Origin of the sequence: Microbacterium yannicii PS01 (assembly GCF_000304335.1) — a bacterium.
GTDB classification, from domain to species: domain Bacteria; phylum Actinomycetota; class Actinomycetes; order Actinomycetales; family Microbacteriaceae; genus Microbacterium; species Microbacterium yannicii_A.
Genome location: NZ_CAJF01000045.1, coordinates 1 through 24,510, shown reverse-complemented (window position 1 = coordinate 24,510; position 24,510 = coordinate 1). Strand labels below are relative to the sequence as shown.

Annotated in this window: 19 protein-coding genes, 1 tRNA gene and 1 pseudogene; 16 read left to right on the top strand and 5 right to left on the bottom strand. The window is 69.4% G+C overall.

Annotated elements, in window-relative coordinates; all coding sequences use genetic code 11:
- Positions 1-118: 118 nt before the first annotated feature.
- On the bottom strand, positions 119-1,339 hold the full coding sequence (locus tag WYM_RS17870) for a pyridoxal phosphate-dependent aminotransferase (protein WP_026059914.1): 1,221 nt from the start codon (positions 1,337-1,339) through the stop codon (positions 119-121).
- 175 nt (positions 1,340-1,514) lie between these two features.
- Between WYM_RS17870 and WYM_RS17865 the strand changes: the two genes are divergently transcribed.
- Genes WYM_RS17865 through WYM_RS17850 form a run of 4 tightly spaced genes read left to right on the top strand, consistent with a single transcriptional unit; the run spans position 1,515 to position 5,109 of the window.
- Positions 1,515-2,405, top strand: coding sequence for an ABC transporter ATP-binding protein (locus WYM_RS17865; protein WP_040569500.1), 891 nt, complete (start codon positions 1,515-1,517; stop codon positions 2,403-2,405).
- A 3-nt stretch (positions 2,406-2,408) separates the two neighbouring features.
- A complete protein-coding gene (locus tag WYM_RS17860; RefSeq protein WP_019182216.1) occupies positions 2,409-3,266 on the top strand; it encodes an ABC transporter permease in 858 nt (285 codons plus the stop codon).
- Between the two features lie 20 nt (positions 3,267-3,286).
- The gene (locus tag WYM_RS21280; protein WP_019182215.1) at positions 3,287-4,492 is read left to right on the top strand and encodes a sensor histidine kinase; all 1,206 of its coding nucleotides are present in this window, start codon (positions 3,287-3,289) and stop codon (positions 4,490-4,492) included.
- On the top strand, positions 4,489-5,109 hold the full coding sequence (locus WYM_RS17850) for a response regulator (protein WP_019182214.1): 621 nt from the start codon (positions 4,489-4,491) through the stop codon (positions 5,107-5,109). The genes WYM_RS21280 and WYM_RS17850 overlap by 4 nt, the downstream gene beginning before the upstream one ends.
- A gap of 73 nt (positions 5,110-5,182) precedes the next feature.
- On the opposite strand, the gene WYM_RS17845 is transcribed toward WYM_RS17850, so the two are convergent.
- Together WYM_RS17845 and aceB are read right to left on the bottom strand one after the other, a co-directional pair.
- Positions 5,183-6,778 (bottom strand): isocitrate lyase, encoded by a 1,596-nt coding sequence (locus tag WYM_RS17845; protein WP_019182213.1) that lies wholly within the window; start codon positions 6,776-6,778, stop codon positions 5,183-5,185.
- 111 nt (positions 6,779-6,889) lie between these two features.
- Entirely contained in the window at positions 6,890-8,569 is a 1,680-nt protein-coding gene (gene aceB, locus WYM_RS17840; RefSeq protein ID WP_423793925.1) for a malate synthase A, read from the bottom strand.
- Between the two features lie 205 nt (positions 8,570-8,774).
- Between aceB and WYM_RS17835 the strand changes: the two genes are divergently transcribed.
- Positions 8,775-10,253: a helix-turn-helix transcriptional regulator gene (locus tag WYM_RS17835; RefSeq protein WP_051008178.1), complete on the top strand. Its 1,479-nt coding sequence runs from the start codon at positions 8,775-8,777 to the stop codon at positions 10,251-10,253.
- 155 nt (positions 10,254-10,408) lie between these two features.
- Here the strand turns inward: WYM_RS17835 and WYM_RS17830 are convergent, their stop codons facing one another.
- Positions 10,409-11,809 (bottom strand): NAD(P)/FAD-dependent oxidoreductase, encoded by a 1,401-nt coding sequence (locus WYM_RS17830; RefSeq protein WP_019182210.1) that lies wholly within the window; start codon positions 11,807-11,809, stop codon positions 10,409-10,411.
- 218 nt (positions 11,810-12,027) lie between these two features.
- A pseudogene (locus tag WYM_RS22560) lies at positions 12,028-13,669 on the bottom strand (PucR family transcriptional regulator).
- Between the two features lie 107 nt (positions 13,670-13,776).
- On the opposite strand from WYM_RS22560, the gene gabT reads away from it, so the two are divergent.
- From gabT to WYM_RS17770, 11 genes are all read left to right on the top strand, one after another.
- Entirely contained in the window at positions 13,777-15,150 is a 1,374-nt protein-coding gene (gene gabT, locus WYM_RS17820) for a 4-aminobutyrate--2-oxoglutarate transaminase (RefSeq protein ID WP_019182206.1), read from the top strand.
- 105 nt (positions 15,151-15,255) lie between these two features.
- Positions 15,256-16,617, top strand: a complete 1,362-nt coding sequence (locus WYM_RS17815; RefSeq protein ID WP_019182205.1) for a flavin monoamine oxidase family protein — start codon at positions 15,256-15,258, stop codon at positions 16,615-16,617.
- On the top strand, positions 16,614-17,531 hold the full coding sequence (locus WYM_RS17810; protein WP_019182204.1) for a universal stress protein: 918 nt from the start codon (positions 16,614-16,616) through the stop codon (positions 17,529-17,531). Before WYM_RS17815 ends, WYM_RS17810 begins: the two co-directional genes overlap by 4 nt.
- Positions 17,528-19,090, top strand: a complete 1,563-nt coding sequence (locus WYM_RS17805) for an APC family permease (protein ID WP_019182203.1) — start codon at positions 17,528-17,530, stop codon at positions 19,088-19,090. Before WYM_RS17810 ends, WYM_RS17805 begins: the two co-directional genes overlap by 4 nt.
- Before the next feature lie 41 nt (positions 19,091-19,131).
- Positions 19,132-20,496 (top strand): NAD-dependent succinate-semialdehyde dehydrogenase, encoded by a 1,365-nt coding sequence (locus WYM_RS17800; protein ID WP_019182202.1) that lies wholly within the window; start codon positions 19,132-19,134, stop codon positions 20,494-20,496.
- A gap of 264 nt (positions 20,497-20,760) precedes the next feature.
- Positions 20,761-20,833: transfer RNA gene (locus WYM_RS17795), tRNA-Trp, on the top strand.
- Between the two features lie 94 nt (positions 20,834-20,927).
- Positions 20,928-21,200 carry a preprotein translocase subunit SecE gene (gene secE / locus WYM_RS17790; protein ID WP_026059911.1) on the top strand — a complete coding sequence of 91 codons (273 nt, stop codon included), beginning with the start codon at positions 20,928-20,930 and terminating at the stop codon, positions 21,198-21,200.
- A gap of 86 nt (positions 21,201-21,286) precedes the next feature.
- A complete protein-coding gene (gene nusG / locus WYM_RS17785; protein ID WP_019182200.1) occupies positions 21,287-22,390 on the top strand; it encodes a transcription termination/antitermination protein NusG in 1,104 nt (367 codons plus the stop codon).
- Positions 22,391-22,494: 104 nt separating this feature from the next.
- The gene (gene rplK / locus WYM_RS17780) at positions 22,495-22,926 is read left to right on the top strand and encodes a 50S ribosomal protein L11 (protein ID WP_019182199.1); all 432 of its coding nucleotides are present in this window, start codon (positions 22,495-22,497) and stop codon (positions 22,924-22,926) included.
- Between the two features lie 15 nt (positions 22,927-22,941).
- On the top strand, positions 22,942-23,634 hold the full coding sequence (rplA, locus tag WYM_RS17775; RefSeq protein ID WP_019182198.1) for a 50S ribosomal protein L1: 693 nt from the start codon (positions 22,942-22,944) through the stop codon (positions 23,632-23,634).
- 270 nt (positions 23,635-23,904) lie between these two features.
- The coding region (locus tag WYM_RS17770) for an NAD(P)H-dependent flavin oxidoreductase (protein WP_019182197.1) at positions 23,905-24,510 on the top strand (606 nt) is incomplete at its 3' end.

The window sequence follows — 24,510 nt, the reverse complement described above, 5'->3', positions numbered from 1 at the left end:
GGCGCGGGTCGCGGGCCCGGCGTGTCTTGGCGAGTCGGGAGTCGGGGGCAGGGGCGCGGGCGCGGGGTGCGCGGGCGCGGAGAGCGTGCGGGCCAGCACTCGAGCCAGGCCGCCGGGCTCAGGGGGTGAAGAGCTCCTGCAGGCGCTGGATGCCCTCCAGGAGCGCGTCGTCGCCCAGAGCGTACGAGAGGCGCAGGTAGCCGGAGGGCCCGAACGCCTCGCCGGGCACGACGGCAACCTCTGTCTTCTCGAGAATGAGGTCGGCGAGCTCCAGCGAGGTGGTCGGCGTCTGACCGGCCCACTCACGGCCCAGCAGTCCTCGCACGTCGGGGTAGGCGTAGAACGCCCCGAGGGGGTTGGGGACGGTGATGCCCTCGATCTTCGACAGCTCCGCGACGATGGTGCGCCGGCGGCGGTCGAATGCGAGACGCATCTGCTCGGCCTCGGCCTGCGAGCCGCTCAACGCCGCCAGCGCCGCGCGCTGCGCGATGTTGTTGACGTTGCTCGACAGGTGCGACTGCAGGTTGCCCGCGACCTTGATCGCCTCCTTCGGGCCGACCATCCAGCCCACCCGCCAGCCCGTCATGGCATAGGTCTTCGCGACGCCGTTGACGAGGATCGTCTGGGCTGCGGCATCCGGAACGGCCTCGACGATCGAGACCGCACGGGCGCCTTCGTAGACGAGGTTCTGGTAGATCTCGTCGGAGATGATCCAGATGCCGTGCTCGACGGCCCACTCGCCGATCGCGCGGGTTTCGTCGTGCGTGTAGACGGCGCCGGTGGGGTTCGACGGCGAGACGAACACCAGAGCGGTCGTCTTGTCGGTGCGCGCGGCCTCGAGCTGCTCGACGGTCACCTTGTAGTCCTGGTCGGCGTCGGCGAACACCTCGACCGGGATACCGTCGGCCAGGGCGATCGCCTCCGGATAGGTCGTCCAGTACGGCGCCGGCAGCAGCACCTCGTCGCCGGGATTCACGACCGCCTGGAAGGCCTGGTAGACGGCCTGCTTGCCGCCGTTGGTCACGATGACCTGGGCGGGGTCGACGTCGAGCCCCGAGTCGCGCAGCGTCTTCGCGGCGATCGCCTCGCGCAGCACCGGAAGGCCGGCGGCCGGTGTGTAGCGGAAGTTCGAGGGGTCGCGCAGCGCCTCGGCGGCGGCATCGACGATGAACTGCGGGGTGCTGAAGTCGGGCTCACCCGCCGCGTAGGAGATGACGGGGCGGCCGGAGGCCTTGAGGGCCTTCGCCTTGGCGTCGACCTTGAGGGTCGCCGACTCGGCGATTCCGCTGAGCTTGTCCGACAGCTTGGGCGTGTGGGAGAGCGGTGCGCGTTCAGTCACGCCTTCGAGCGTACTCGGCGGGGCGCGAGGCTTCAGCCCGCCGATCGGCATCGGGCGGACGGATCGTCCGGCGTCGCCCGGCCGCTCGGTGGGCGGCGGGCCTCCACCGGATGGGGGATCCGACGGAACGAATGGCCGAGCCATCGTGGATGCACCGCGCGGGATCGTGGATGGCATGAACGAGAACGTGGTGCGGGTGCGGAACCTGCGGAAAGAGTATTCGGGCCGTGCGGTCGTCGACGATCTGTCGTTCGACATCGCGCGCGGTGAGACCTTCGCGCTGCTGGGCCCCAACGGCGCAGGGAAGTCGACCACGGTGGAGATCCTCGAGGGGTATCGCCACCGCACGGATGGCGAGATCAGTGTGCTGGGAGAGGATCCCGCGACGGCCGGGCTGACGTGGAAGGCGCGCATCGGAGTCGTGCTGCAGGGGACCGGGGTGCTCGGTGCGCTCACGGTGCGCGAGTACCTCACGCAGTTCGCGGGGTTCTTCCCGAACCCCCGAGGCGTCGATGAGGTGCTCGGGGCGGTCGGTCTTCAGAAGCAGGCGGGGATGAGGGTGAGCAAGCTCTCGGGCGGTCAGCAGCGGCGTGTCGATGTGGCGCTCGGCATCATCGGAAGTCCCGAGCTGCTGTTCCTCGATGAGCCGACGACCGGTTTCGACCCGCAGGCCCGGCGGGACTTCTGGACGATGATCCGGGGGCTCTCCGCCGAGGGCACGACGATCCTGCTGACGACCCACAACCTCGACGAGGCGGAGCGGCTGGCTGATCGCGTCGGCATCCTCGTCGCCGGCCGGCTGCGTGCGATCGGGTCTGTCGGCACCATCGGCGGCGAGGAGGCCCGCATGCCGATCGTGCGCTGGTACGAGCCGGGTGACCCGCGTCCGAACGAGGCGCGCACCGCCGAACCCGGCCGCTTCGTCGCCGACCTCGTCGCGCGCACCGGGGCGGAGCCGACGGCGGTGGAGGTCATCCGGCCCTCACTGGAAGACATCTATCTCGGCCTGGTGGCCGAGCACACTGACGCCGCGGATGCCGCGGGCGTCCTCGCCACGGAGGCATGAATCATGAGCGTCATCACACACCACATCTCCACCCCGCGCAGTACCGCAGGGCGCAGCCGCCTCGGCATGGGACTCTGGCGGGGCCGCTTCGAGATCACTCAGTACGCCCGTTCCGGCGATACCGTCGTGTTCACCTTCCTCTTCCCTATCCTCATGCTGGGACTCTTCGCCGTCGCCTTCGGCGCGGATGGCGACATGCAACCGGCGCCTGGGCTGCCCCCTGTGCCGGTCGCGCAGATGTTTCTGCCCGCCATGCTCGCTGCAGGTCTGCTGTTGTCGGGGTTCCAGAATCTCGCCATCGACATCGCCGTCGATCGATCCGAGGGAGTGCTGAAGCGGCTCGGCGCGACGCCGCTCTCTCCAGTGAGCTACTTCCTCGGCAAGATCGCCCAGGTGGGCGTCACGGGTGTCGTGCAGGCAGCCGTCCTTCTGGGGTTCGCCGCTGTCGTGCTGCAGGTGCCGCTGCCGACCGACCCCGGGAGATGGTTCACGTTCGCCTGGGTCTTCGTGATCGGCATCACCGGTTCGGCCCTGCTGGGCGTCGCGCTGTCGTCGGTCCCACGTTCGTCGCGCAGCGCCGTGGCGGTGGTCATTCCCATCGGGCTCGTGGTGCAGTTCATCTCGGGCGTCTACTTCCAGTTCTACATGCTGCCCGACTGGCTGCAGACCGCGGCCAGTGCGCTGCCCGTCAAATGGATGGCGCAGGGGATGCGGTACGTCTTCCTTCCGGAGGAGTACTCCGCGCTGGAGCAGAACGGCGAATGGAACCTCGCGGGGGTCGCGATCGCATTGACGGTCTGGCTCGTCGTCGGGCTCGTGCTCGCGCGGGCGACCTTCCGCTGGAACAGGCGCGACGCGTAGCCTGAGCCCAGGACGAGGCCATGCAGAATCGACGATGGTGGGACGCGGCGGTGATCGCCGCGTCCCTCATGGTCGTCGTGACCCTGACCGTCGGACCGAGCGGCGAGTCGGCGACCGCCGCCGCTGTCGCCTGGGCCTCGCTCGGGCTGTTCGTGCTGGGCTACATCTTCGTGGCCCGGCGCGCCCTGACATCGCCGCGGCTCTGGCGTCTGCCGGTCTTCGTCGCCGCTTCCGCTGTGGCCCTGGCGGGCGGCTGCGCGGGGGAGCCCTTCTTCGCGATCCTGCAGGCGATCGCCTACCCGCTGACCTGGGTGCTGGCCGTCGATCGACGCCGCGCCATCGGGGGATCGGTCGTCATCGCTCTCGGCACCTTCACCGGCTTCGCCCTGTTCTCCGGAATCCTCGCCGGGGGTGACGCGGTACTTCCCGCTCTTGCCGTCGCCGCCGCCGTCGCAGGCTTCGGCCTCGCCTTCGCCATCGCGTTCGGGCTCTGGATGGCAGGCGTCGTCGAGTACGGCCAGGAACGCGCGCGGCTGCTGGGCGAGCTCACGGCGGCGCAGGCGGAGGTCGAATCGCTCAGCCGCGATCGCGGTGCCGCCGTCGAGCGCGAGCGGCTGGCGCGCGACGTGCACGACACGCTCGCGCAGACGCTCGCGGGACTCGCCATCCTCTCGGAGCGCGCCGGCCGTCAGCTGGACGAAGGACGAGCGGATGCCGCTGCCGACAGCATCGCGACGGTCGAGCGACTCTCGCGTGATGCCCTCGACGAGGCTCGCGCGATCGTCTCCCGGATGGCCGCCGTTCCCTCCGATACGGCGCTCGGCGATGCCGTCGACCGACTCGTGAGCCGTTTCCGCGCCGAGACAGGGCTCACCATCGACCTCGACCTGCAGCTTGATTCTGCGGGAGTGCTTCCCCGGGAGTCGCAGCTGGTCCTGCTGCGATGCCTGCAGGAGTCGCTCGCCAATGTGCGCAAACACGCGGCGGCGACGCGGGTCGACGTACGGGTGTCTGCCGGACACGACGGAGAAGCGCAGCTCACCATCGCAGATGACGGTCGCGGCTTCGATGTCGCCGGCCGCAATGACGGTTTCGGCCTCGACGGCATGGCGGAGAGGGTCGCGCTGGCCGGCGGCGTCTTCGATCTGGCATCGACCCCCGGCCGCGGTACGACGCTCCTCGTTCGACTGCCCCCGACCCGAGCCGGCCACGGTGTCGCGCGATGATCCGGCTGCTGATCGTCGATGACCATCCCGTTGTGCGGGCGGGTCTGGTGGGGATGCTCTCGGATGAGCCGGGCTTCGAGGTGGTCGGCGAGGCCTCCGACGGAGACCAGGCGGTGCGCGTCGCCGCGGCCACCCGCCCCGACGTCGTGCTCATGGATCTGCGGATGCCGCGGGTCGGCGGTGTCGAGGCCACCGCGCAGATCACCACAGCTGGAGACGCGAGGGTGCTGATCCTGACGACCTACGAGTCCGACGACCAGATCCTCGCGGCGATCGAGGCCGGCGCATCCGGGTACCTGCTCAAGGCCGCACCCCAGGCCGAGATCGTGGCCGGTATCCGCTCTGTGGCTGCGGGCCAGTCTGCGCTGTCCCCGCAGGTGGCGGTGCGGCTTGTCGAGCGGATGCGGCGGCCCGAAGCACTCGCCCTGCTGACCGTTCGCGAGACCGAGGTGCTGCGCCTCGTGGCGTCGGGTCATTCGAACAAGCAGATCGCCGTCTCACTGGGAATCGGCGAGTCCACGGTCAAGACGCATCTGCTCAAGGTGTTCGACAAGCTGGGCGTCGCAGACCGCACGCGTGCGGTCACCCTCGCCATGGAGAGAGGCCTACTTCCCTGACAGAACGGAACGGATGCCTCGGACCGGTGGTCCGAGGCATCCGTCATCGCAGCGGGTGGATCCCTGGGGGGACTCAGCCGAACTGGTTCATCGTGTTGTGCGTGCCGCCGGCCTTGAGGGCCGCGTCACCGGCGAAGTACTCCTTGTGGTTGTCGCCGAGGTCGCTTCCCGCCATGTTCTGATGCTTGACCGTGGCGATGCCTCCGCGGATCTCGCGGCGCTGCACGCCCTTGACGTAGGCGAGCATGCCCTCGTCGCCGAAGTAGCCCTTGGCGAGGTCGTCGGTCGACAGCGCGGCCGTGTGATAGGTCGGCAGCGTGATCAGGTGGTGGAAGATGCCGGCGCGCGCCGACCCGTCACGCTGGAACGTGCGGATCTTCTCGTCGGCGAGCTGCGCCAGTTCGGTGTCGTCGTACTCGGCGCTCATCAGATCGCCGCGGTCGTACGCCGAGACGTCCTCGCCCTTCTCCACGAGCAGATCGTAGGCCTGCTGCCGGAAGTTGAGGGTCCAGTTGAACGACGGGCTGTTGTTGTAGACGAGCTTCGCGTTCGGGATGACCTCGCGGATCCGGTCGACCATGCCGGCGATCTGCTCGACGTGCGGCTTCTCGGTCTCGATCCACAGCAGGTCGGCGCCGTTCTGCAGCGAGGTGATGCAGTCGAGCACGACGCGGTCCTCTCCCGTGCCCGGACGGAACTGGTACAGGTTGCTGGCCAGACGGCGGGGGCGCAGCAGCTTGCCCCCGCGGCGGATCACCACGTCGCCGTCGCTCAGCTCCGCCTCCGCGATCTCTTCGACGTCGAGGAAGGCGTTGTACTGGTCGCCCAGGTCGCCGGGCTCAGCCGAGACGGCGAGCTTCTGCGTGAGCCCGGCGCCGAGCGAGTCGGTCCGAGCGACGATGATGCCGTTGTCGATGCCGAGCTCGAGGAACGCGTACCGCACCGCGTTGATCTTGGCGAGGAAGTCCTCGTGCGGGACGGTGACCTTGCCGTCCTGGTGACCGCACTGCTTCTCATCCGAGACCTGGTTCTCGATCTGGATGGCGCACGCTCCCGCCTCGATCATCTTCTTGGCGAGGAGATACGTGGCCTCGGGATTGCCGAAGCCGGCGTCGATGTCGGCGATGATCGGCACCACGTGGGTCTCGTGGTTGTCGATCTGGGACTGGATGAACTCCGCCGCGGTCTCGTCGTCGGCGGCGCGCGCCTGATCGAGCTGCGTGAACAGCAGATCGAGCTCGCGCGCGTCGGCCTGACGGAGGAAGGTATAGAGCTCCGCGATGAGAGCGGGGACCGCCGTCTTCTCGTGCATCGACTGGTCGGGAAGCGGACCGAACTCCGATCGGAGGGCGGCGACCATCCACCCCGACAGGTAGAGGTATCGCTTGTCGGTGCTCTTGAGATGCTTCTTGATCGAGATCAGCTTCTGCTGCCCGATGAAGCCGTGCCAGACCCCGAGCGACTGGGTGTAGACCGACGCATCGGCGTCGTACTCCGCCATGTCGCGGCGCATGATGTCGGCCGTGTACTGGGCGATCTCCAGTCCCGTCCGGAACCGGTTCTGGGCCCGCATGCGGGCAGCGGACTCGGGGTCGATGGCATTCCAGCTCGCTCCGTGGTGGTCTCGGAGGGTGCGGATGGCCTCGATGTCGTCTTGGTAGGCAGTCATTGTTGTCGTCCTTTGCGGTGAGGAGTTCGTGTCCCGGAACGTGGTCTTCGTGTCCCGATTCCCGCCGATCTCGCAACGGCGAAGGGTGGAAATCGGGACACGGATGGCGCGCTAATCGGTCTCGACGAGGAAGCGCGAGTACGCCGAGAGCGTCAGGAACGCCGGGAAGTCGTTGCCGAGCGCCACGTCGCGGAAGACCGCGGCGGCGTCGTCGAAGCGGTCGCCTTCGCGGCGATCGACCTCGCCCAGCACCTGCGCGATCAGTCCCTCGACGTAGTCGCGCGTGATGGGGGTTCCGTCTTCGGTGGTGCGGTCCTGATGGATCCACTGCCACACCTGCGACCGTGAGATCTCGGCGGTGGCGGCATCCTCCATGAGGTTGTCGATGGCGACGGCGCCCAGCCCCCGCAGCCACGCCTCGATGTAGCGGATGCCGACCGACACGTTGCCGTGGACTCCGGTCGCCGTGATCGGTCGGCCGATGTGCACGTCGATGAGGTCGGCAGCCCCCACCTCGACCTCGGGGCGCTGCCGGTCGAGCTGGTTCGGGCGCTCGCCCAGAACCGCATCGAACTCGGCACGCGCCACCGGGATGAGGTCGGGGTGCGCCACCCACGTCCCGTCGAACCCGTCGCCGGCTTCTCGCTTCTTATCGGCGGCGACCTTCTCGAACGCGCGCTGGGTCACCTCGGGGTCACGGCGGTTCGGGATGAAGGCGCTCATCCCGCCGATCGCGAAAGCCCCCCGCTTGTGGCAGGTCTTGACGAGCAGCTCGGTGTAGGCGCGCATGAACGGCACCGTCATCGTCACCTCGCTGCGGTCGGGCAGCACGAAGCGAGCCCCGCGCCCGCGGTAGTTCTTGATGATCGAGAAGATGTAGTCCCATCGCCCGGCGTTCAGCCCCGCGCAGTGATCGCGCAGCTCGAACAGGATCTCCTCCATCTCGAAGGCCGCCGGCAGCGTCTCGATGAGGACGGTGGCGCGGATCGTGCCGTGCGGGATCCCGATGTAGCGCTCGCTGAACGTGAACACGTCGTCCCACAGCTTCGCCTCTTCGCTCGACTCGAGCTTGGCGATGTAGAAGTACGGACCGCGCCCGTTCGCGATCAGCTGCTGCGCGTTGTGGAAGAAGTACAGGCCGAAATCCACGAGCGAGCCCGACGCGGCCATCGTCCGGCCGGTTCGGTCGGTGAAGCTGATGTGCTGCTCGGGCAGGTGCCACCCGCGCGGACGCATCACGATCGTCGGCGTCTCGGTCGCCGTGACTTCGTAGCGCTTGCCCGGCGCCGATCCCGTCGAGGGGCCGGTGAACTCCAGCTCGCCGCGGATCGCATCACGCAGGCTCAGCTGGCCTTCGATCACGTTCTTCCAGGTCGGGCTGGTGGCGTCCTCTTGGTCGGCCAGCCAGACCTTCGCGCCGGAGTTCAGCGCGTTGATCGTCATCTTGGGGTCGGTCGGACCCGTGATCTCGACGCGGCGGTCCTCGAGCCCGGGTCCGGCGCCGGCGACCTTCCACCCGGCATCGTCGCGGATGTGGCGGGTGTCGTCGCGGAACTGCGGGTCGTGGCCGTTGCCGATCTCGAACCGGCGGCGCATGCGGTCGGCGAGACGGTCGTGACGGCGGGCGCCGAAGCGGTGGTGCAGCTCGGTGAGAAAGGCGAGTGCCTCGGGAGTGAGGATCTCGTCGTAGCGGGGGCCGAGGCGTCCCGAGATCTCGATCGACGGTTCGTGGGTCTGCGTCAGGATGGGACCGGTGCGGGTGCGCATCGGGCTGGCGGTTGCAGGTGTCATTTCTCTGTCTTCCTATGACCAGTGCTGGAGAGTCGGAGGATGCCGCGTTCCGGCGTGTGTGCCGGTTCGAGGCCTCCTGTGATCCGCGTTCTGGATCAATCGGCGGTTCGTCGTGTTCCCACTATCCGGTGAAGATCGGGCGCGGAAACGACCAGGGACGGTGTGAACTTCGGGGGAAGTTCTGCTTTCGTGACAGAATCACCTCATGACGACCTCGGTGACCCGCGACCGACTGCCAGAAGTCCCGGACGATGAAGGGGTGGATTCCCTCACCATCGGCCGCCGTATCCGGCAGCTGCGCACCGACCGCGGCATGAAGCTCGAAGAGCTGGCCGCGGCAGTCGACCGCGCACCCAGTCAGCTGTCGATGATCGAGAACGGTCGGCGTGAGCCGAAGCTCACGCTCTTGCAGGCGATCGCCCGTGCGCTCGGCTCGTCGCTGGACGCCTTGCTCGAGTCGGAGCCGCTCGACGAGCGGGCCACCCTCGAGATCGCGCTCGAGCGGGCGATGCGCGGGCAGACCTTTCAGGCTCTGGGCATTCCGCCGTTCCGCATCGCCAAGACGGTGCCCACCGAGGCGCTCCAGGCCATGCTCGCGCTGCAGGGAGAGATCGAGCGTCTGCGGGATGAGCGGGCCGCGACACCCGAGGAGGCGCGGCGCGCGAACGTGGCGCTGCGGCGGCTCATGCGCACGCAGAGCAACTACTTCGGCGAGCTCGAGGAGCAGGCGCGCGCACTGCTCGAGGCCGTCGACCACCCGGGCGGTCCGCTGACGCAGCGCACGGCTTCAGACATCGCCGCTCACCTGGGGTTCACGCTGCATTACGTGCCCGATCTGCCGCAGACGACCCGCTCGGTGGCCGACATCAAGAACGGCCGGCTGTACCTCTCCAGCCGGCTCGCGTCCAAGGGCGATCCGCGAACCGCGGTGCTGCAGGCGCTGTCGAGTCGCATCCTCGGCCATCGCGAGCCGACCTCGTACGCCGAGTTCCTCCGTCAGCGGGTCGAGACCAACTACCTCACCGGAGCGCTGCTGATCCCCGAGGCGCACGCCGTGCCGTTCCTGCAGGACGCCAAGAAGGATCGCGCGATCTCGATCGAGGACCTCCGCGACGCGTACTCGGTGTCGTACGAGACCGCCGCGCATCGGTTCACGAATCTGGCGACGGTGCATCTCGGCATCCCGGTGCACTTCCTCAAGGTGCACGAGTCGGGCACGATCACCAAGGCGTACGAGAACGACGACGTCAACTTCCCGACAGACCGCCTCGGCTCGATCGAAGGGCAGATGTGCTGTCGCCGATGGACCAGCCGCGTCGTGTTCGACGAGGACGACCATTTCAACCCGTACTACCAGTACACCGACACCGGCAACGGCACCTACTGGTGCACGGCCCGCGTCGAGCTCTCGAGCGAGGGCGCGCACTCGGTCTCGGTCGGCGTGCGCTTCGACGACACGAAGTGGTTCCTCGGCCGCGACACCCCCAACCGCGGGGTGTCCAAGCACTCCGTCGAGGTCTGTTGCCGCCGGGCGCCGGCTGATCTCGAGGCGTCATGGCGCGAGAACTCGTGGCCCAACGTCCGGACGCCGCGCACGCTGCTGGCGACCCTGCCGACCGGCGCGTTCCCCGGAGTCGATACGACTGACGTCTACGAGTTCCTCGAGGCTCACGCCCCGCGCTGACGTCGGGCGCGGCATCCGCTCGTCTTTCCGTCGCTCAGAACAGGTGTTCTGGCGCACACAGGTCGTTCGGTCAGGCAACGGCCTGCCTGCGCCGAAACACCTGTTCCGGGCAAACGGCTGAGGTGCGGGTCGGTCGGCGAGGAACGCGCGGCGGGTCAGTGCCGGCCGGCGACGACGTCGGCCACGTGCGCGGGCCACGCGGTGCGGGCGGACGAGCCGGACGCCTCGGCGCGGTCGGCCATCCGGTACGCGGTGTAGATGGAGTTCACCGCGGACCAGCGCAGCGGCTCGATCTCCCAGCGCTTGGCGCGGTGTCCGACCCACGGAAGGCGGGTGAGCTCGGTGTCGCGTTCGAGCACCAGGTCGGCCAGCGTGCGGCCGGCGAGGTTCGTGGCCGTCACCCCGGTTCCGACGTAGCCCCCCGCCCACCCGAGACCGGTGGAGCGGTCGTGGCCGACGGTCGCCGCCCAATCCCGCGGCACGCCGAGCACTCCGGCCCAGGCGTGCGCGATCGGCGTGTCCGCGGCATCCGGGAAGAAGGTCCGCAGCAGTTCGGCGAGCGACGCGATCGTGCGCTGCTGGGTCGAGCCGTCGGTATCGACGCGCGAGCCGAACCGGTACGGCACGCCGCGCCCGCCGAAGGCGATGCGGTCGTCGGCGGTGCGCTGCGCGTACATGTAGACGTGGGCGAAGTCGCCCAGGGTCTCGCGCCCGGTCCAGCCGACGCGGTCCCAGAACGACGCCGGCAGGGGTTCGGTGACGATCATCGAGGAGTTCATCGGCAGCCAGGTGCGGTGCTCGCCGGCGAGGTCGGCGGTAAAGCCTTCGGTCGCCCGCAGCACGTGAGCGGCGCGCACCGTGCCGCGGTCGGTGACGGCGCGCCCGGGCGTGATCTCGCGCACCCGGGTCTGCTCGTAGATCGGCACGCCCAGGCCCTCGACGGCGGCGGCCAGTCCGCGCACCAGCTTGGCCGGGTGCACCCGTGCGCAATGCGGATGCCACACGCCGCCGAGAACGCCGTCCACGGCGACACGGGATGCCGCGGCCGAGGCGTCCAGCAGTTCCACGTCCGTATGTGGCCAGGACTGCTCGTCGGCGACCGCTGCCTGCAGTCGTGCGAGCTGTGAGGGAGTGCGGGCGATGTCGAGCTCACCACCCTTGACGATGTCGGCGTCGATGCCCTCCCGGGCGGCGACGGCGATCACCTCGTCGACGGTGTCGTTGAGCGCACGCTGCTGCGCGATCGCGGCCCCGCGGCCGCGGGTCTCGACGTATCGCTCCCGTCCGCCCGTGACCGTGTTGGTCAGCCAGCCGCCGTTTCGGCCGGACGCCCCGAAGCCGGCGAACCGCTGCTCGAGCACCACGACCCGCAGATCCGGCTGCGCGCGCGTGAGGTAGTACGCGGTCCAGAGCCCGGTGTAGCCGGCTCCGACGATCGCGACGTCGACGTCGAGGTCGCCCGCAAGTGCGGCGCGAGGGGCGGGTGCCCCGCCGAGCTGCCGCCACCACCACGACACGTCTCCGTTGCGGACCCGGCTCGCCTCGGTCTCGCTCATGGGCCCACGATATCCGTGCCGCTCGGGGCCAGCCGGGGCCTGCGCGAGGCAGGTCGTCGCGAAGTCGCGGCCGGGCGGACGATCCGAACGGCTCGTGTGGGGCAGATCGGACGTGAAACGTCCCCGAGCGCAGGCTCGTTGTGATCCGCAGGCCGGGAAGCGGGCCTGATGGGGCGGATTCCCACCAGCCGGCCTGCGCTCGGGAACGCTTCGTCCGATCAGCGAGCGGGAGTGTCGAGCGCGCGCAGCGCCGCCCACAGCTCAGCCCGCGTCGCGAACGACGACAGGTCGCGCCCGAGCACCCGCTCGGCGAGGGCCAGTCGCGTGCGTATGGTGTGCCGGTGCACGCCCAGAGACTGAGCGGATGCCTCGTGCGAGCAGTCCTCGTCGAGCCACACCTGCAGCGTCTCGATCAGGCGCGTGCCGTTCGCCGCGTCGTGGTCGTACAGCGGCGCCAGCTCGGCGCGGGCCAGGGCGCGGGCGTCGTCGGTGAGAGCCGAGAGCACGCCCGAGCGGGCCACGTCGGCGAACGGTGTGACGCCCGTCGTGCCGCGGTCGCGGGCGACGCGCGCCTGGCCGAGCGCGGAGGCGAAAGCGTCGTACCCTGCCGGGTCGGACAGTCCGATCTTCACGCCGAACCGTTCGGCGAGCTCGGGAATCGGACCCAGTTCGCCGGCGGGCACGACGATCACGAGCCCGTCGTCGCCGCGCCCGAAGAACAGGCAGCCCCGGCTCTCCTCGACCCGGAGCTCCAGCAGCTCGGAGACGCCGTCGGCGCGGGCGGCCGCGGCATCCGTCACCGCCACGACCACGGGCGCTGCGGGCAGCGGCCCCCACAGATCCCGGGAGATGCGCCGGGCGAGTGCCGGGTCGCCGGTCAGCAGCGTCTGCAGCAGTCCGGTGCGCAGCGCGCCGCGGGCGCGGCTGAGCCCCTGCTGCTGCTCGAGCGCGAGGCCGGCCATCGCGATGACGGCGGTGACCACGCCGCGCCCCTCCTGGTCGAGGTCGCCCGCGGCGATCGCGATGACCCCTCGCAGATGCCCGCCGCGCCCGAGGGTCTGAAGCGTGAAGGGGGTGTCGCCGATGCGCAGCGCGGATCCGGCTCGCGACCCCCCGGTGAAGGACGCCGATGACATCCCGCTGCAACGCCTCCGCCGTGGCGGGGTCGAGGGCGCCGGCGGGGTGTTCGCGCGACAGCTCACCGGCGGCGTCGAACATGCCCACCCACGCGTTCAGCTGTCGTGCCAGCTCGGCGACGGTCGCGCCGAGTCCGTCGGGCCGGAGCGCGGCCAGGGCGATCGCACGCTGCGCGGCGAGCGCCCAGCTGCGCCGTGCGAACGCCTCGGCGGCGATCGCCTCTGCGTTCGCCCGGGCGACGGCGATGAACGGGGTGCGGTACGGCACCTCGAACAGCGGCATCCGCGCGTCGCGGCACGCGTCGACGAGCCCGGGCGGCATGCCGGCGCGCGCGACCTCGGTGCCGAAGCCGAGGCCGACAACCCCGCGCGCGGCGAGACGGTGCACGTACGAGCGGTACGGCTCGGGATCGTCGCCGCCCGATCCGGGGTCGGCGTCGGCGCTGATTCCGGAGCTGCGGCCGGGAGCGTCGGCGTCGGCGCTGATCCCTGAGCCGGGGCCGGGGCCGGGGGAGTCGCCGTCGCCGCGGGGGAACTGCGTGCCCGTCGTCAGGAGGACCAGGCCCTCCGACAGGAACGGCGTCGGATCGGCGAGGTCGGAGCTGTGCACCCAGCGGATCGCGCGATCCAGCGCGCCCGGTTCGAGGCCGTCGTCTTCGGCGAGGGTGAGCTGGAGGTCGCGCCGCGCGAGCAGCGCACGCAGGGTCGGAGCGTCGGCGTCCATGGTGTCCCTGATCTCCGGATCTTCGTGTACGGGTCGTATAGCGGGCTACAGAGAATGTACATCGGGGAAGGTGCGACCGTCCGCGCGGTCCACATACGCTCGCCGTCATGAGCGCCATCGCTGCGGAACACCCCGACACCATCGTCAACACGCCCCTCGGCGGACCGGCTCTGACACAGGAGCGCCGTCTGGTCACCAGCATCCCCGGGCCGCGCTCGCTTGAGCTCATCGACCGCAAGGCGGATGCCGTCGCCGCCGGCGTCGGGCACACCGCCCCGGTGCACGCGGTCGCGGCGGGCGGTGGCGTCATCGTCGACGCCGACGGCAATTCGCTCATCGACCTCGGCTCGGGCATCGCCGTCACCACGATCGGCAACGCGCATCCCAAGGTGGTCGCCGCGGTGCAGGAGCAGGTGGCGCAGTTCACCCACACCTGCTTCATGATCGCTCCGTACGAGTCGTACGTCGGGGTGGCGGAGGCGCTGAACCGCATCACCCCGGGCGACCACGCCAAGAAGAGCGCGCTGTTCAACTCCGGCGCGGAGGCCGTCGAGAACGCGGTGAAGATCGCCCGCAAGTTCACCGGCAAGCAGGCCGTCGTCGCGTTCGACCACGGCTACCACGGCCGCACCAATCTCACGATGGCGCTCACCGCGAAGTCGATGCCCTACAAGAGCGGCTTCGGTCCGTTCGCGTCGGAGATCTACCGCGCGCCGCTGTCGTATCCGTTCCGCGACCGGCTCGACGGGGTCATGGCCGCCAAGAAGGCGATCTCGATCATCGAGAAGCAGGTCGGCGCCGACAACCTCGCCGCCGTCATCATCGAGCCGATCCAGGGCGAGGGCGGGTTCATCGTGCCCGCCGACGGATTCCTGCCGGCGATCGTGGACTGGTGCCGCGCGAACGGGGTCGTCTTCATCGCCGACGAGATCCAGACCGGCTTCGCCCGCACCGGCGAGATGTTCGCGAGCGAGCTGTTCGGCATCGTCCCCGACCTCATCACGACCGCCAAGGGCATCGCGGGCGGCCTGCCGCTGGCCGCCGTCACCGGCCGCGCCGAGATCATGGACGCCACGCACGCGGGCGGCCTCGGAGGCACGTACGGCGGCAACCCGATCGCCTGTGCCGCCGCGCTCGCGGCGATCGACGTGTTCGAGAACGACGGCATGATCGAGCGCGCCCGCGAGATCGGGGCGATCCTCACCGAGCGGCTCGGAGCGCTGCAGGCGGCCGACCCCCGCGTCGGCGACGTGCGCGGGCACGGCGCGATGATCGCCGCCGAGTTCGTCGACCCCGCGACGGGCGAGCCGGATGCCGCGCTCACCGCCGCCGTCGCGAAGGCGTGCATCGCGCAGGGCGTCATCGTCCTCACCTGCGGCACCTATGGCAACGTCATCCGCTTCCTGCCGCCGCTGTCCATTCCCGACGACCTGCTCCACGAGGGCCTGGATGTCGTCGTCGCCGCTCTCGCCGCGGCCTGACGCGTTCAGACCACCCGGTCGCTGAGCTCGTCCAAGCGTCCGGACGCACTCGCGCGGCCCTTCGACAGGCTCAGGGGCCGCACTCACCAGACGAAGGAGTCCGCAATGGCGGAGATCACCCGTGACGTCGTCATCGTCGGAGCCGGCGCCGCCGGCACGACGGCGGCCAACGAGCTGAAGAAGGCAGGGCTGTCGGTCGTCGTCCTCGAGGCGCGCGACCGCGTCGGCGGGCGACTCTGGACGGACGTCGTCGACGGCGCGATGCTCGAGATCGGCGGCCAGTGGGTCTCGCCCGACCAGGAGGCGCTCAAGGAGACGATCGCCGAGCTCGGGCTCGAGACCTACAGCCGCTACCGCGAGGGCGACTCGCTGTACATCGGCCAGGACGGCGACCTCAAGCGCTTCACGGGCGAGATCTTCCCGGTCGCGCCCGAGACCGAGAAGGAGATCGTACGGCTGATCGACCTGCTCGACGAGATGGTGGCGCAGGTCGACCCCGACCGCCCGTGGGAGCACCCCGACGCCGAGGCGCTCGACCGTGTCTCGTTCGAGGCGTGGCTCGAAGAGCAGACCGAGGATCAAGAGGCGCGCGACAACATCGCCCTCTTCATCGCCGGTGCGATGCTCACCAAGCCGGCGTACGCGTTCTCGGCTCTGCAGGCGCTGCTCATGGCGGCCAGCGCCGGCAGCTTCTCGAATCTGGTCGACGCGGACTACATCCTCGACGAGCGCGTCGTCGGCGGTCTCCAGCAGGTGCCGCTGCTTCTGGCCGAGCGTCTCGGCGACGACGTGATGCTGGGCCAGCCCGTCAACGAGGTGCACTGGTCGGACGACGGCGTCACGGTCGTCACCGACGCTGGTCTGCAGGTGCGGGCGCGATTCGTGATCCTCGCCCACGCGCCGATCCTCTACCCCTGGATCGAGTTCGCCCCCGCTCTGCCGAGGCTGAAGCAGCAGATGCATCAGCACATCTCGATGGGCTTCGTCGTCAAGGTGCACGCCGTCTACGACCGGCCCTTCTGGCGCGAGCAGGGGCTGTCGGGCACCGCCTTCAGCCCGTACGAGATCTCGCACGAGGCCTACGACAACACCAATCACGGCGACGAGCGCGGCACGCTGGTCGGCTTCGTCTCGGACCGCAACGCCGACGACCTGTTCCGGGTGTCGCCCGAGGAGCGCAAGGAGCGCATCCTCGAGTCGCTGTCGCACTACTACGGCCCCGAGGCGAAGGCGCCGCTCGTCTACTTCGAGAGCGACTGGGGCGCCGAGGAGTGGACCCGCGGCGCGTACGCGGCGAGCTTCGACCTGGGTGGGCTGGCCCGCTACGGCGCCGACCTGCGCACGCCCGTCGGCCCCATCCACTTCGCCTGCAGCGACATGGCGGGCGCCGGCTACCAGCACGTCGACGGAGCGATCCGCATGGGCCAGCTGGTCGCGGCGAACATCGTGGAAGCCGCCCGCCGGTGAGCGCGCCCACGGGGGGCCGGATCGTCGTCGGCTACACCGCCACCGATGCGGGAGCGGATGCTGTTGCCCTCGGCGCACGCCTGGCCGCGGCATCCGGATCCGAACTCGACCTCGTCGTCGTGCTGCCTTCCGACCAGCGCAGCGTCATCACCCCGCCCGACGCGAGCTACGACCGCTACCTGCAGGACCAGGCGCACGCCTGGCTCGCCGCTGCCGCCGCGGGCATCCCCGACGCCACCCCGCGGACGCCGCATGTGCGGTTCGCGGACTCCTTCGCCGAGGGCCTGATCGCCTTGGCCGATGAGCTCGGCGCGACGCACATCGTCGTCGGGGCAGCGAACGGCGGACGGCGCGGTCGGCACCGCCTGGGCACCGTTGCGAACGAGCTGCTGCACTCGTCGGACGTACCCGTCGTGCTGGCTCCCGAAGGAACGCGAAGCCTGGATGCCGCGGCCGGGATCACCCGCGTCACCGCGGCGATCGGCACGCGGCCGGGGGCCGAGGCGCTCCTGGAGGAAAGCATCTCGCTCGCGGTCGCCACGGGCGCTCCGCTGCGCCTGCTCTCGCTCGTCTCGGTCGATCTGCCGGCCAGCGTCGACACCGGAGTGATCCGGATCGCCGGTGCCGCGCACGCCGACGACGTGCTCGGGAAGGCGCTGGACGCGCTGCCCGCCGGGGTCGAGGCGGATGTCGTCGTCGCCCGCGGCGACAGCATCGAGGACGCCGTCTCGCACCTCGCGTGGGAGCCCGGCGAACTCGCCGTCGTGGGCTCGAGCCGCCTGGCGCAGCCGCGCCGCCTGTTCCTCGGCTCGACCGCGGCGAAGATGCTGCACGAGCTTCCGGTGCCGATGGTCGTCGTGCCCCGCACGCGCCAGACGCCTGGCTCGCACCAGACGGAAGGAGAGCGCGCATGAGCGCTCCGAAGGGCGGCGTCGCCCCCGACACGACCGCGGTCGGCGGCCTCACCGGAGACCTGTCGAAGAAGGGCCTGAGCGCCGGCACCGTCGGCATGGTCGGTGCCGTCGTCATCGGCATCTCGACGATCGCGCCCGCCTACACGCTCACCGCATCGCTCGGCCCGACGGTGTCGGCCGTCGGCGTGCAGGTCCCGGCGATCATCCTCGTCGGATTCATCCCGATGCTGCTGGTCGCCCTCGGCTATCGCGAGCTCAATCGCGCGATGCCCGACTCCGGCACATCGTTCACGTGGGGCGTGCGCGCCTTCGGCCCGTGGATCGGCTGGATGACCGGATGGGGGCTCGTCGCCGCCACCGTCATCGTGCTGTCGAACCTCGCCGGCATCGCGGTCGAGTTCCTCTTCCTGCTGATCGCTCAGCTGACGCGACAGCCAGAGATCGCCGACCTCGCGTTCAACCCGTTCATCAACGTCGCAGTGTGCCTGCTGTTCATGCTGGGCGCGACCCTGGTGTCGTACCGCGACATGCAGACCACGCAGAAGTTCCAGTACGTGCTCGTCGGCTTCCAGGTCGTCGTGCTCGTGCTGTTCTCGGTGACCGCGATCGTCAAGGCGGTGAACGGCGAGGCCATCGAGCCCACCGCCTTCGACTGGGCCTGGCTCAACCCCTTCGCGGTCGACTCGTTCTCGTCGTTCGCGGCCGGGCTGTCGCTGTCGATCTTCATCTTCTGGGGCTGGGACGTCGTGCTCACCATGAACGAGGAGACGAAGGACCCCGAGAAGACCCCGGGCCGCGCCGCGACCGTCACCATCGCGCTGATCGTGTGCCTGTACCTCATGATCGCGATCGGCCTCATCATGTTCGCCGGCGTCGGGACCGGTGAGTACGGGCTCGGCAACGAGGACATCTCGGCGAACGTGTTCTTCGCGCTGTCCGACCCGGTGCTCGGACCGCTCGCGTTCCTGGTCTCGCTCGCCGTGCTGTCCAGCTCCGCGGCCTCGCTGCAGTCCACGGCCGTCGGCCCCGCGCGCACGCTGCTGGCCATGGGCCACTACGGCGCGCTGCCGCCGAAGTTCGCGACGGTGAGCCCGCGGTTCTTCACGCCGGGCTACGCGACGATCGTCGCCGCCGTGGTCGCGTCCGCCTTCTATGCCGTGATGCGTCTGATCAGCGAGAACGTCCTCACCGACACGATCATCTCGCTCGGCATGATGATCTGCTTCTACTACGGACTGACCGCGTTCGCGTGCGTCTGGTACTTCCGCAAGCAGTGGTTCGATTCGGTGCGCTCGTTCCTGCTCACCTTCCTGAGTCCGCTGATCGGCGGCGTCATCCTCGCCGTCCTGTTCGTGACCACGCTCATCGACTCGATGGACCCGGCGTACGGCAGCGGCTCGAGCATCGGCGGCCTGGGCCTCGTGTTCGTCCTCGGGGTCACGGTGATCCTCGTCGGAGTGGTCATCATGATCTGGCAGGCGATCAAGCGTCCGGCGTTCTTCCGCGGCGAGACACTCGGTATCGACGCCCCCGAAAGCCTTCGACGCCGGCGCCGCTGACCGGCAGACTTGCATCCACCCACCCGATCGGAGAGAACACCATGAGCGACTACGCCGTCGTCAATCCCGCCACCGGCGAGACCCTGGCCACCTACCCGACCATGGCCGACGATGCGGTCGAGCCCGCCATCGCACGAGCGGATGCCGCCTACCGCACCTGGCGCGACGTCCCGGTGGCCGAGCGCGCCGCCCGCGTCCGCAGGGTCGCCGAGCTGCACCGCGAGCGACGCGACGAGCTGGGGGCGATCATCGTCCGTGAGATGGGCAAGCCGTTGTCGGCAGCCCTGGCCGAGGTGGACTTCGCCGCCGACATCACCGAGTACTACGCCGACAACGCCGAGAAGGTCACGGCCGACCAGCCGATCGACATCCTCGGCGAAGGCTCCGCGGTGATCCGACGGACGCCGCTCGGCGTGCTGCTGGGCATCATGCCGTGGAACTTCCCCTACTACCAGGTCGCCCGCTTCGCCGCTCCGAACGTCGTCGTGGGCAACACGATCCTTCTCAAGCACGCGCCGCAGTGCCCCGAATCGGCGGCGGCCATCGAGAAGATGTACGCGGATGCCGGAGTCGGCGACGGCGTGTACACCAACGTCTACGCGAGCAACGACCAGGCGGCCACCATCATCGCGGACCGCCGCGTGCAGGGGGTCTCGGTAACGGGCTCGGAGCGCGCCGGGTCCGCCGTGGCGGCCCTCGCCGGTCAGCACCTGAAGAAGGTCGCCCTCGAGCTCGGCGGGTCCGACCCCTTCATCGTGCTGTCGACCGACGACCTCGACGCGACCGTCGCGGCCGCGGTCGAGGCGCGCATGGACAACAACGGCCAGTCGTGCAACGCGCCCAAGCGCTTCATCGTGCAGGAGAACCTGTACCAGGACTTCCTCGAGAAGTTCACGACCGCGATGAGCGAGAGCAAGATGGGCGACCCGTTCGCCGAAGACACGGTGCTCGGCCCGCTCTCGTCGGTCGCCGCCGCCGAGCGACTGCAGGAGCAGGTGGACCGCGCCGTCGCACAGGGTGCACGTCTGGTCGCCGGAGGCACCCGTGAGGGCGCCTTCTACGAGCCCACGGTGCTGACCGACGTCACGCCCGAGATGGATGTGTACCGGGAGGAGCTGTTCGGCCCTGCCGGCGTCGTCTACAAGGTCGCGGACGAGGATGAAGCGATCAAGATCGCCAACGACACCACGTTCGGCCTCGGATCGTACGTCTACACCACCGACCCCGAGCAGGCCGAGCGCATCGCGAACAAGATCGACGCGGGCATGGTCTACGTGAACATCGTGCTCGCGGACTCGCCCGAGCTGCCCTTCGGCGGCGTCAAGCGGTCCGGCACCTCGCGCGAGATGGGCCTTCTGGCGGCCGACGAGTTCGTCAACAAGAAGCTCATCCGGGTAGCCGGGTAGGCGTTTCGGCACGTGGCGCCGAACCGTCGCGAACGGTCGTCTCCGCTCCCGCGGGACGGCCATTCGCGACGGCTCGGCGCGAAACCGGTGACACGGTGGGCCCACGCCCGGGAGGCCGGGCCAATTCGCGGGTCCTCCAGGCATGCCGTACACTGGATCGTGCAGTTGAAGTCTGCATTCTTTCGCCGTGCCCGTCGTCCGGGCAGGTCCCCGTCGCTCCGGTGAAGGGGAAGAGTGCGGGCGAAACGAGACCTCCGGGTCTCTAGGGCGGTAGCTCAATTGGCAGAGCAGCGGTCTCCAAAACCGCAGGTTGCAGGTTCGATTCCTGTCCGCCCTGCGCGTCAGCGCAACGCCGGTGAAAACGACGCCGGCGGTTGACTACACAGTGTGCCGACTCTCGTCGGCTCACGGAAGGTAATCAGGTGGCATCGATGGTTCAGGACGAGCCGAAGGGCGAGGTCGTCCCCGCAAACGGGACAGCTGCGCCTCGCGAGAAGAAGCCGAACGTCTTCGCTCGCATCGCCCTGTTCATCCGTCAGGTCTTCGCCGAGCTCCGCAAGGTCGTCACCCCGACGCGCCAGGAGCTGCTGAAGTACACGGCCGTGGTGCTCGGCTTCGTCGTCGTGATGATGGCCATCGTGTACGGGCTGGACGTGCTCTTCGTGTGGATCACGTCGTACGTCTTCGGAGTGCCCGGCGCCTGATTTCCCGAGCGCTCCCAGAGGGCATCGAGGAGCGCTTCGCGGACGGACCGCGGGTCCGAGCGCGGACGGAACGGAAGAGAATTCACGTGACTGAGAAACATGTCGACGACGCCGACTGGGCGACCGCCGCTGAGCAGTCCTCGGAGGACGACGAGGCCCAGGAGGGCAACGTGCTCGCCGCAGAGGAGCGCTCGGTCGAAGCCGCTGAGCACCTCGCGATCCACATCGTGGACGACAACGGCGAGGACGACGAGAACCAGGACGACATCGACATCGACATCGACGACCCGGAGGCCGACGCGATCGTGAACGACGCACTGAACCTGGACGAAACAGCCGAGACCGAGGCTGCCGCCGAGGTGCTCAACGACTCGATCGCGGAGGAGGAGGCCGAGCGCGCCGCCGACGCCGCCGACGAGGTCGCGCCCTACGACGGCCCCGATGTGAACGGCGACGAGGACGACGTGGACTCCGACTCCGACGCCGACGAGGTGGACATCGAGGCGACGGCCTCCGCCGAGGATGTCGCCCTTGCCGACGAGGACGACACCGACGAGGACGACGAGGACGAGGACCCCTACGAGACGTTCCGCGCCGAGCTGCGCAGCCTCCCCGGCAAGTGGTACGTCATCCACTCGTACGCGGGCTTCGAGCGCAAGGTCAAGGCCAACATCGAGCAGCGCAAGTCGACGCTCGAGGTCGAGGAGGAGATCTACCAGATCGAGGTCCCGATGGAGGACGTCGTCGAGATCAAGAACGGCCAGCGCAAGATGGTCACGCGCGTCCGGATCCCCGGCTACGTGCTCGTGCGCATGGAGCTGAACGAAGACACCTGGTCGGTCGTCCGTCACACGCCCGGCGTCACCGGCTTCGTGGGCAACGCCCACAACCCGACGCCGCTGCGCTTCGAAGAGGCCTTCACCATGCTCAAGAGCCTGGTCGAGGTCAAGGAGGTCGCCACCGCCAAGGGCGGCGCCGCGAAGAAGGGCCAGCCCGCCGCTGCCCGCGTCATCGCCGAGGTCGACTTCGAGGTCGGCGAGACCATCACGATCAAGGAAGGCTCGTTCGCGGGTCTTCCCGGCACGATCAGCGAGATCAAGCCCGAGAGCGGCAAGCTCACGGTTCTCGTCTCGCTCTTCGAGCGCGAGACCCCGGTCGAGCTCAGCTTCGACCAGGTCACCAAGCTCTAAACCACAGACTTCCCGGGTCTCCCGGGGGAACCGCTGCTCGGAGACGCCGAGTGCGCGGGAGAACCGAGTGCACGGCATCCGGTTCGAACGAAAGGAAGACAAGAATGGCACCGAAGAAGAAGGTGACCGGCCTGATCAAGCTTCAGATCAACGCCGGTGCCGCCAACCCGGCGCCGCCGATCGGGCCCGCGCTCGGTCAGCATGGCGTCAACATCATGGAGTTCTGCAAGGCGTACAACGCCGCGACCGAGTCGCAGCGCGGCAACGTCATCCCCGTGGAGATCACCGTCTACGAGGACCGCAGCTTCACCTTCATCCTGAAGACCCCGCCCGCCGCGGAGCTCATCAAGAAGGCCGCCGGCGTGCAGAAGGGCTCGCAGACGCCGCACACCGCCAAGGTGGGCAAGCTCACCAAGGACCAGGTGCGACAGATCGCCGAGACGAAGCAGCCCGACCTGAACGCGAACGACATCGAGGCTGCCTCGAAGATCATCGCCGGCACCGCCCGCTCCATGGGCATCACGGTCGAGGACTGAGGGGTAAGAGGAATCATGGCAACCAAGTCCAAGGCCTTCCAGGCCGCTGCCGCCAAGATCGAGGCGGACAAGTTCTACACCCCCACCGAGGCTGTCGCCCTCGCGAAGGAGACCGGCTCGGCGAAGTTCGACTCGACCGTCGAGGTCGCGCTGAAGCTCGCCGTCGACCCCCGCAAGGCCGACCAGATGGTGCGCGGCACCGTCATCCTCCCGCACGGCACGGGCAAGACCGCCCGCGTCATCGTCTTCGCGACGGGACCGGCCGCTGAGGCCGCGATCGCCGCGGGTGCCGACGAGGTCGGCGGCGCCGAGCTCATCGAGCGGGTCGCCGGAGGATGGACCGCGTTCGACGCGGCCGTCTCAACGCCCGAGCTCATGGGCCAGGTCGGTCGCCTGGGTAAGGTGCTGGGTCCCCGTGGCCTCATGCCCAACCCCAAGACCGGCACCGTGACCCCCAACCCGGCCAAGGCCGTCGAGGAGATCAAGGGCGGAAAGATCGAGTTCCGTGTCGACAAGCACGCCAACGTGCACTTCGTCGTCGGCAAGGCGTCGTTCTCAGCCGAGCAGCTCGACGAGAACCTCCAGGTCGCCCTCGAGGAGATCGTGCGGCTCAAGCCGTCGAGCTCGAAGGGCCGTTACATCCAGAAGGGCGCTGTGTCGACCACGTTCGGCCCCGGCATCCCGCTGGACGTCAACGCGATCGCCTGACGCTTCGACTCGCTCAGCGAACGAATCGCACGAAGCCCCGCCGCTCTCGAAGCGGCGGGGCTTCGTCGTACCCGCCGGAGGCTCGAGCCAGATCGTCGGATCAGAGGCGCGCAGAATCGGATCCGTCGGTGCGGAGGACCCGTCCGACACGCCGATCCCGGATGCCGCGGCACGGCGTGGCACGCCGGCCGTCCGCTCCGGCGGATCCGATTCCCCGAACCGGCGACGCGGGCCGGTCGCGCAGGCGCGAGCCGGAGTAGCGTCTGAGGCATGGCCGCGACACTCCAGGACCTGTTCGGAATCGATGCGCCGATCGTGCTCGGCCCCTTCGGCGGCCTGTCGTCGATCGAGCTGACGGCGGCCGTGAGCAATGCCGGCGGACTCGGCTCGTACGGGCTCTACGGGTACTCCGCCGACCGGGTCAGCGACACGATCGCGGCGCTGCGCGCGGCGACGACCCGGCCCTTCGCCGTCAACGTGTGGCTGCCGACCGGCGACGAGGTGACCCCGCCGGAGGTCGACCTCGCTCCGGCGATCGAGGCGGTCGCGCCGCTCTACGAAGAGGTCGGTCTGCCGCGTCCGACCCCGCCGGACGAGTTTCTGCCCGACATCGACGCGCAGCTGACGGCGATCATGGATGCCGCGCCGGCGGTCCTCAGCGTGGTGTTCGGTGTGCCGTCGCAGCACGTGGTCGCGGCGGCGCACAGCCGAGGCATCCGCGTCATCGGCACCGCCACAACGGTCGCCGAAGCCGTCGCCCTCGCCGACGGGGGAGTGGATGCCGTCATCGCCAGCGGTGCGGAGGCCGCCGGCCACCGCGTGTCGTTCCTGCGCGCGGCCGAGGATTCGCTCGTGGGCACGTTCGCGCTGGTGCCG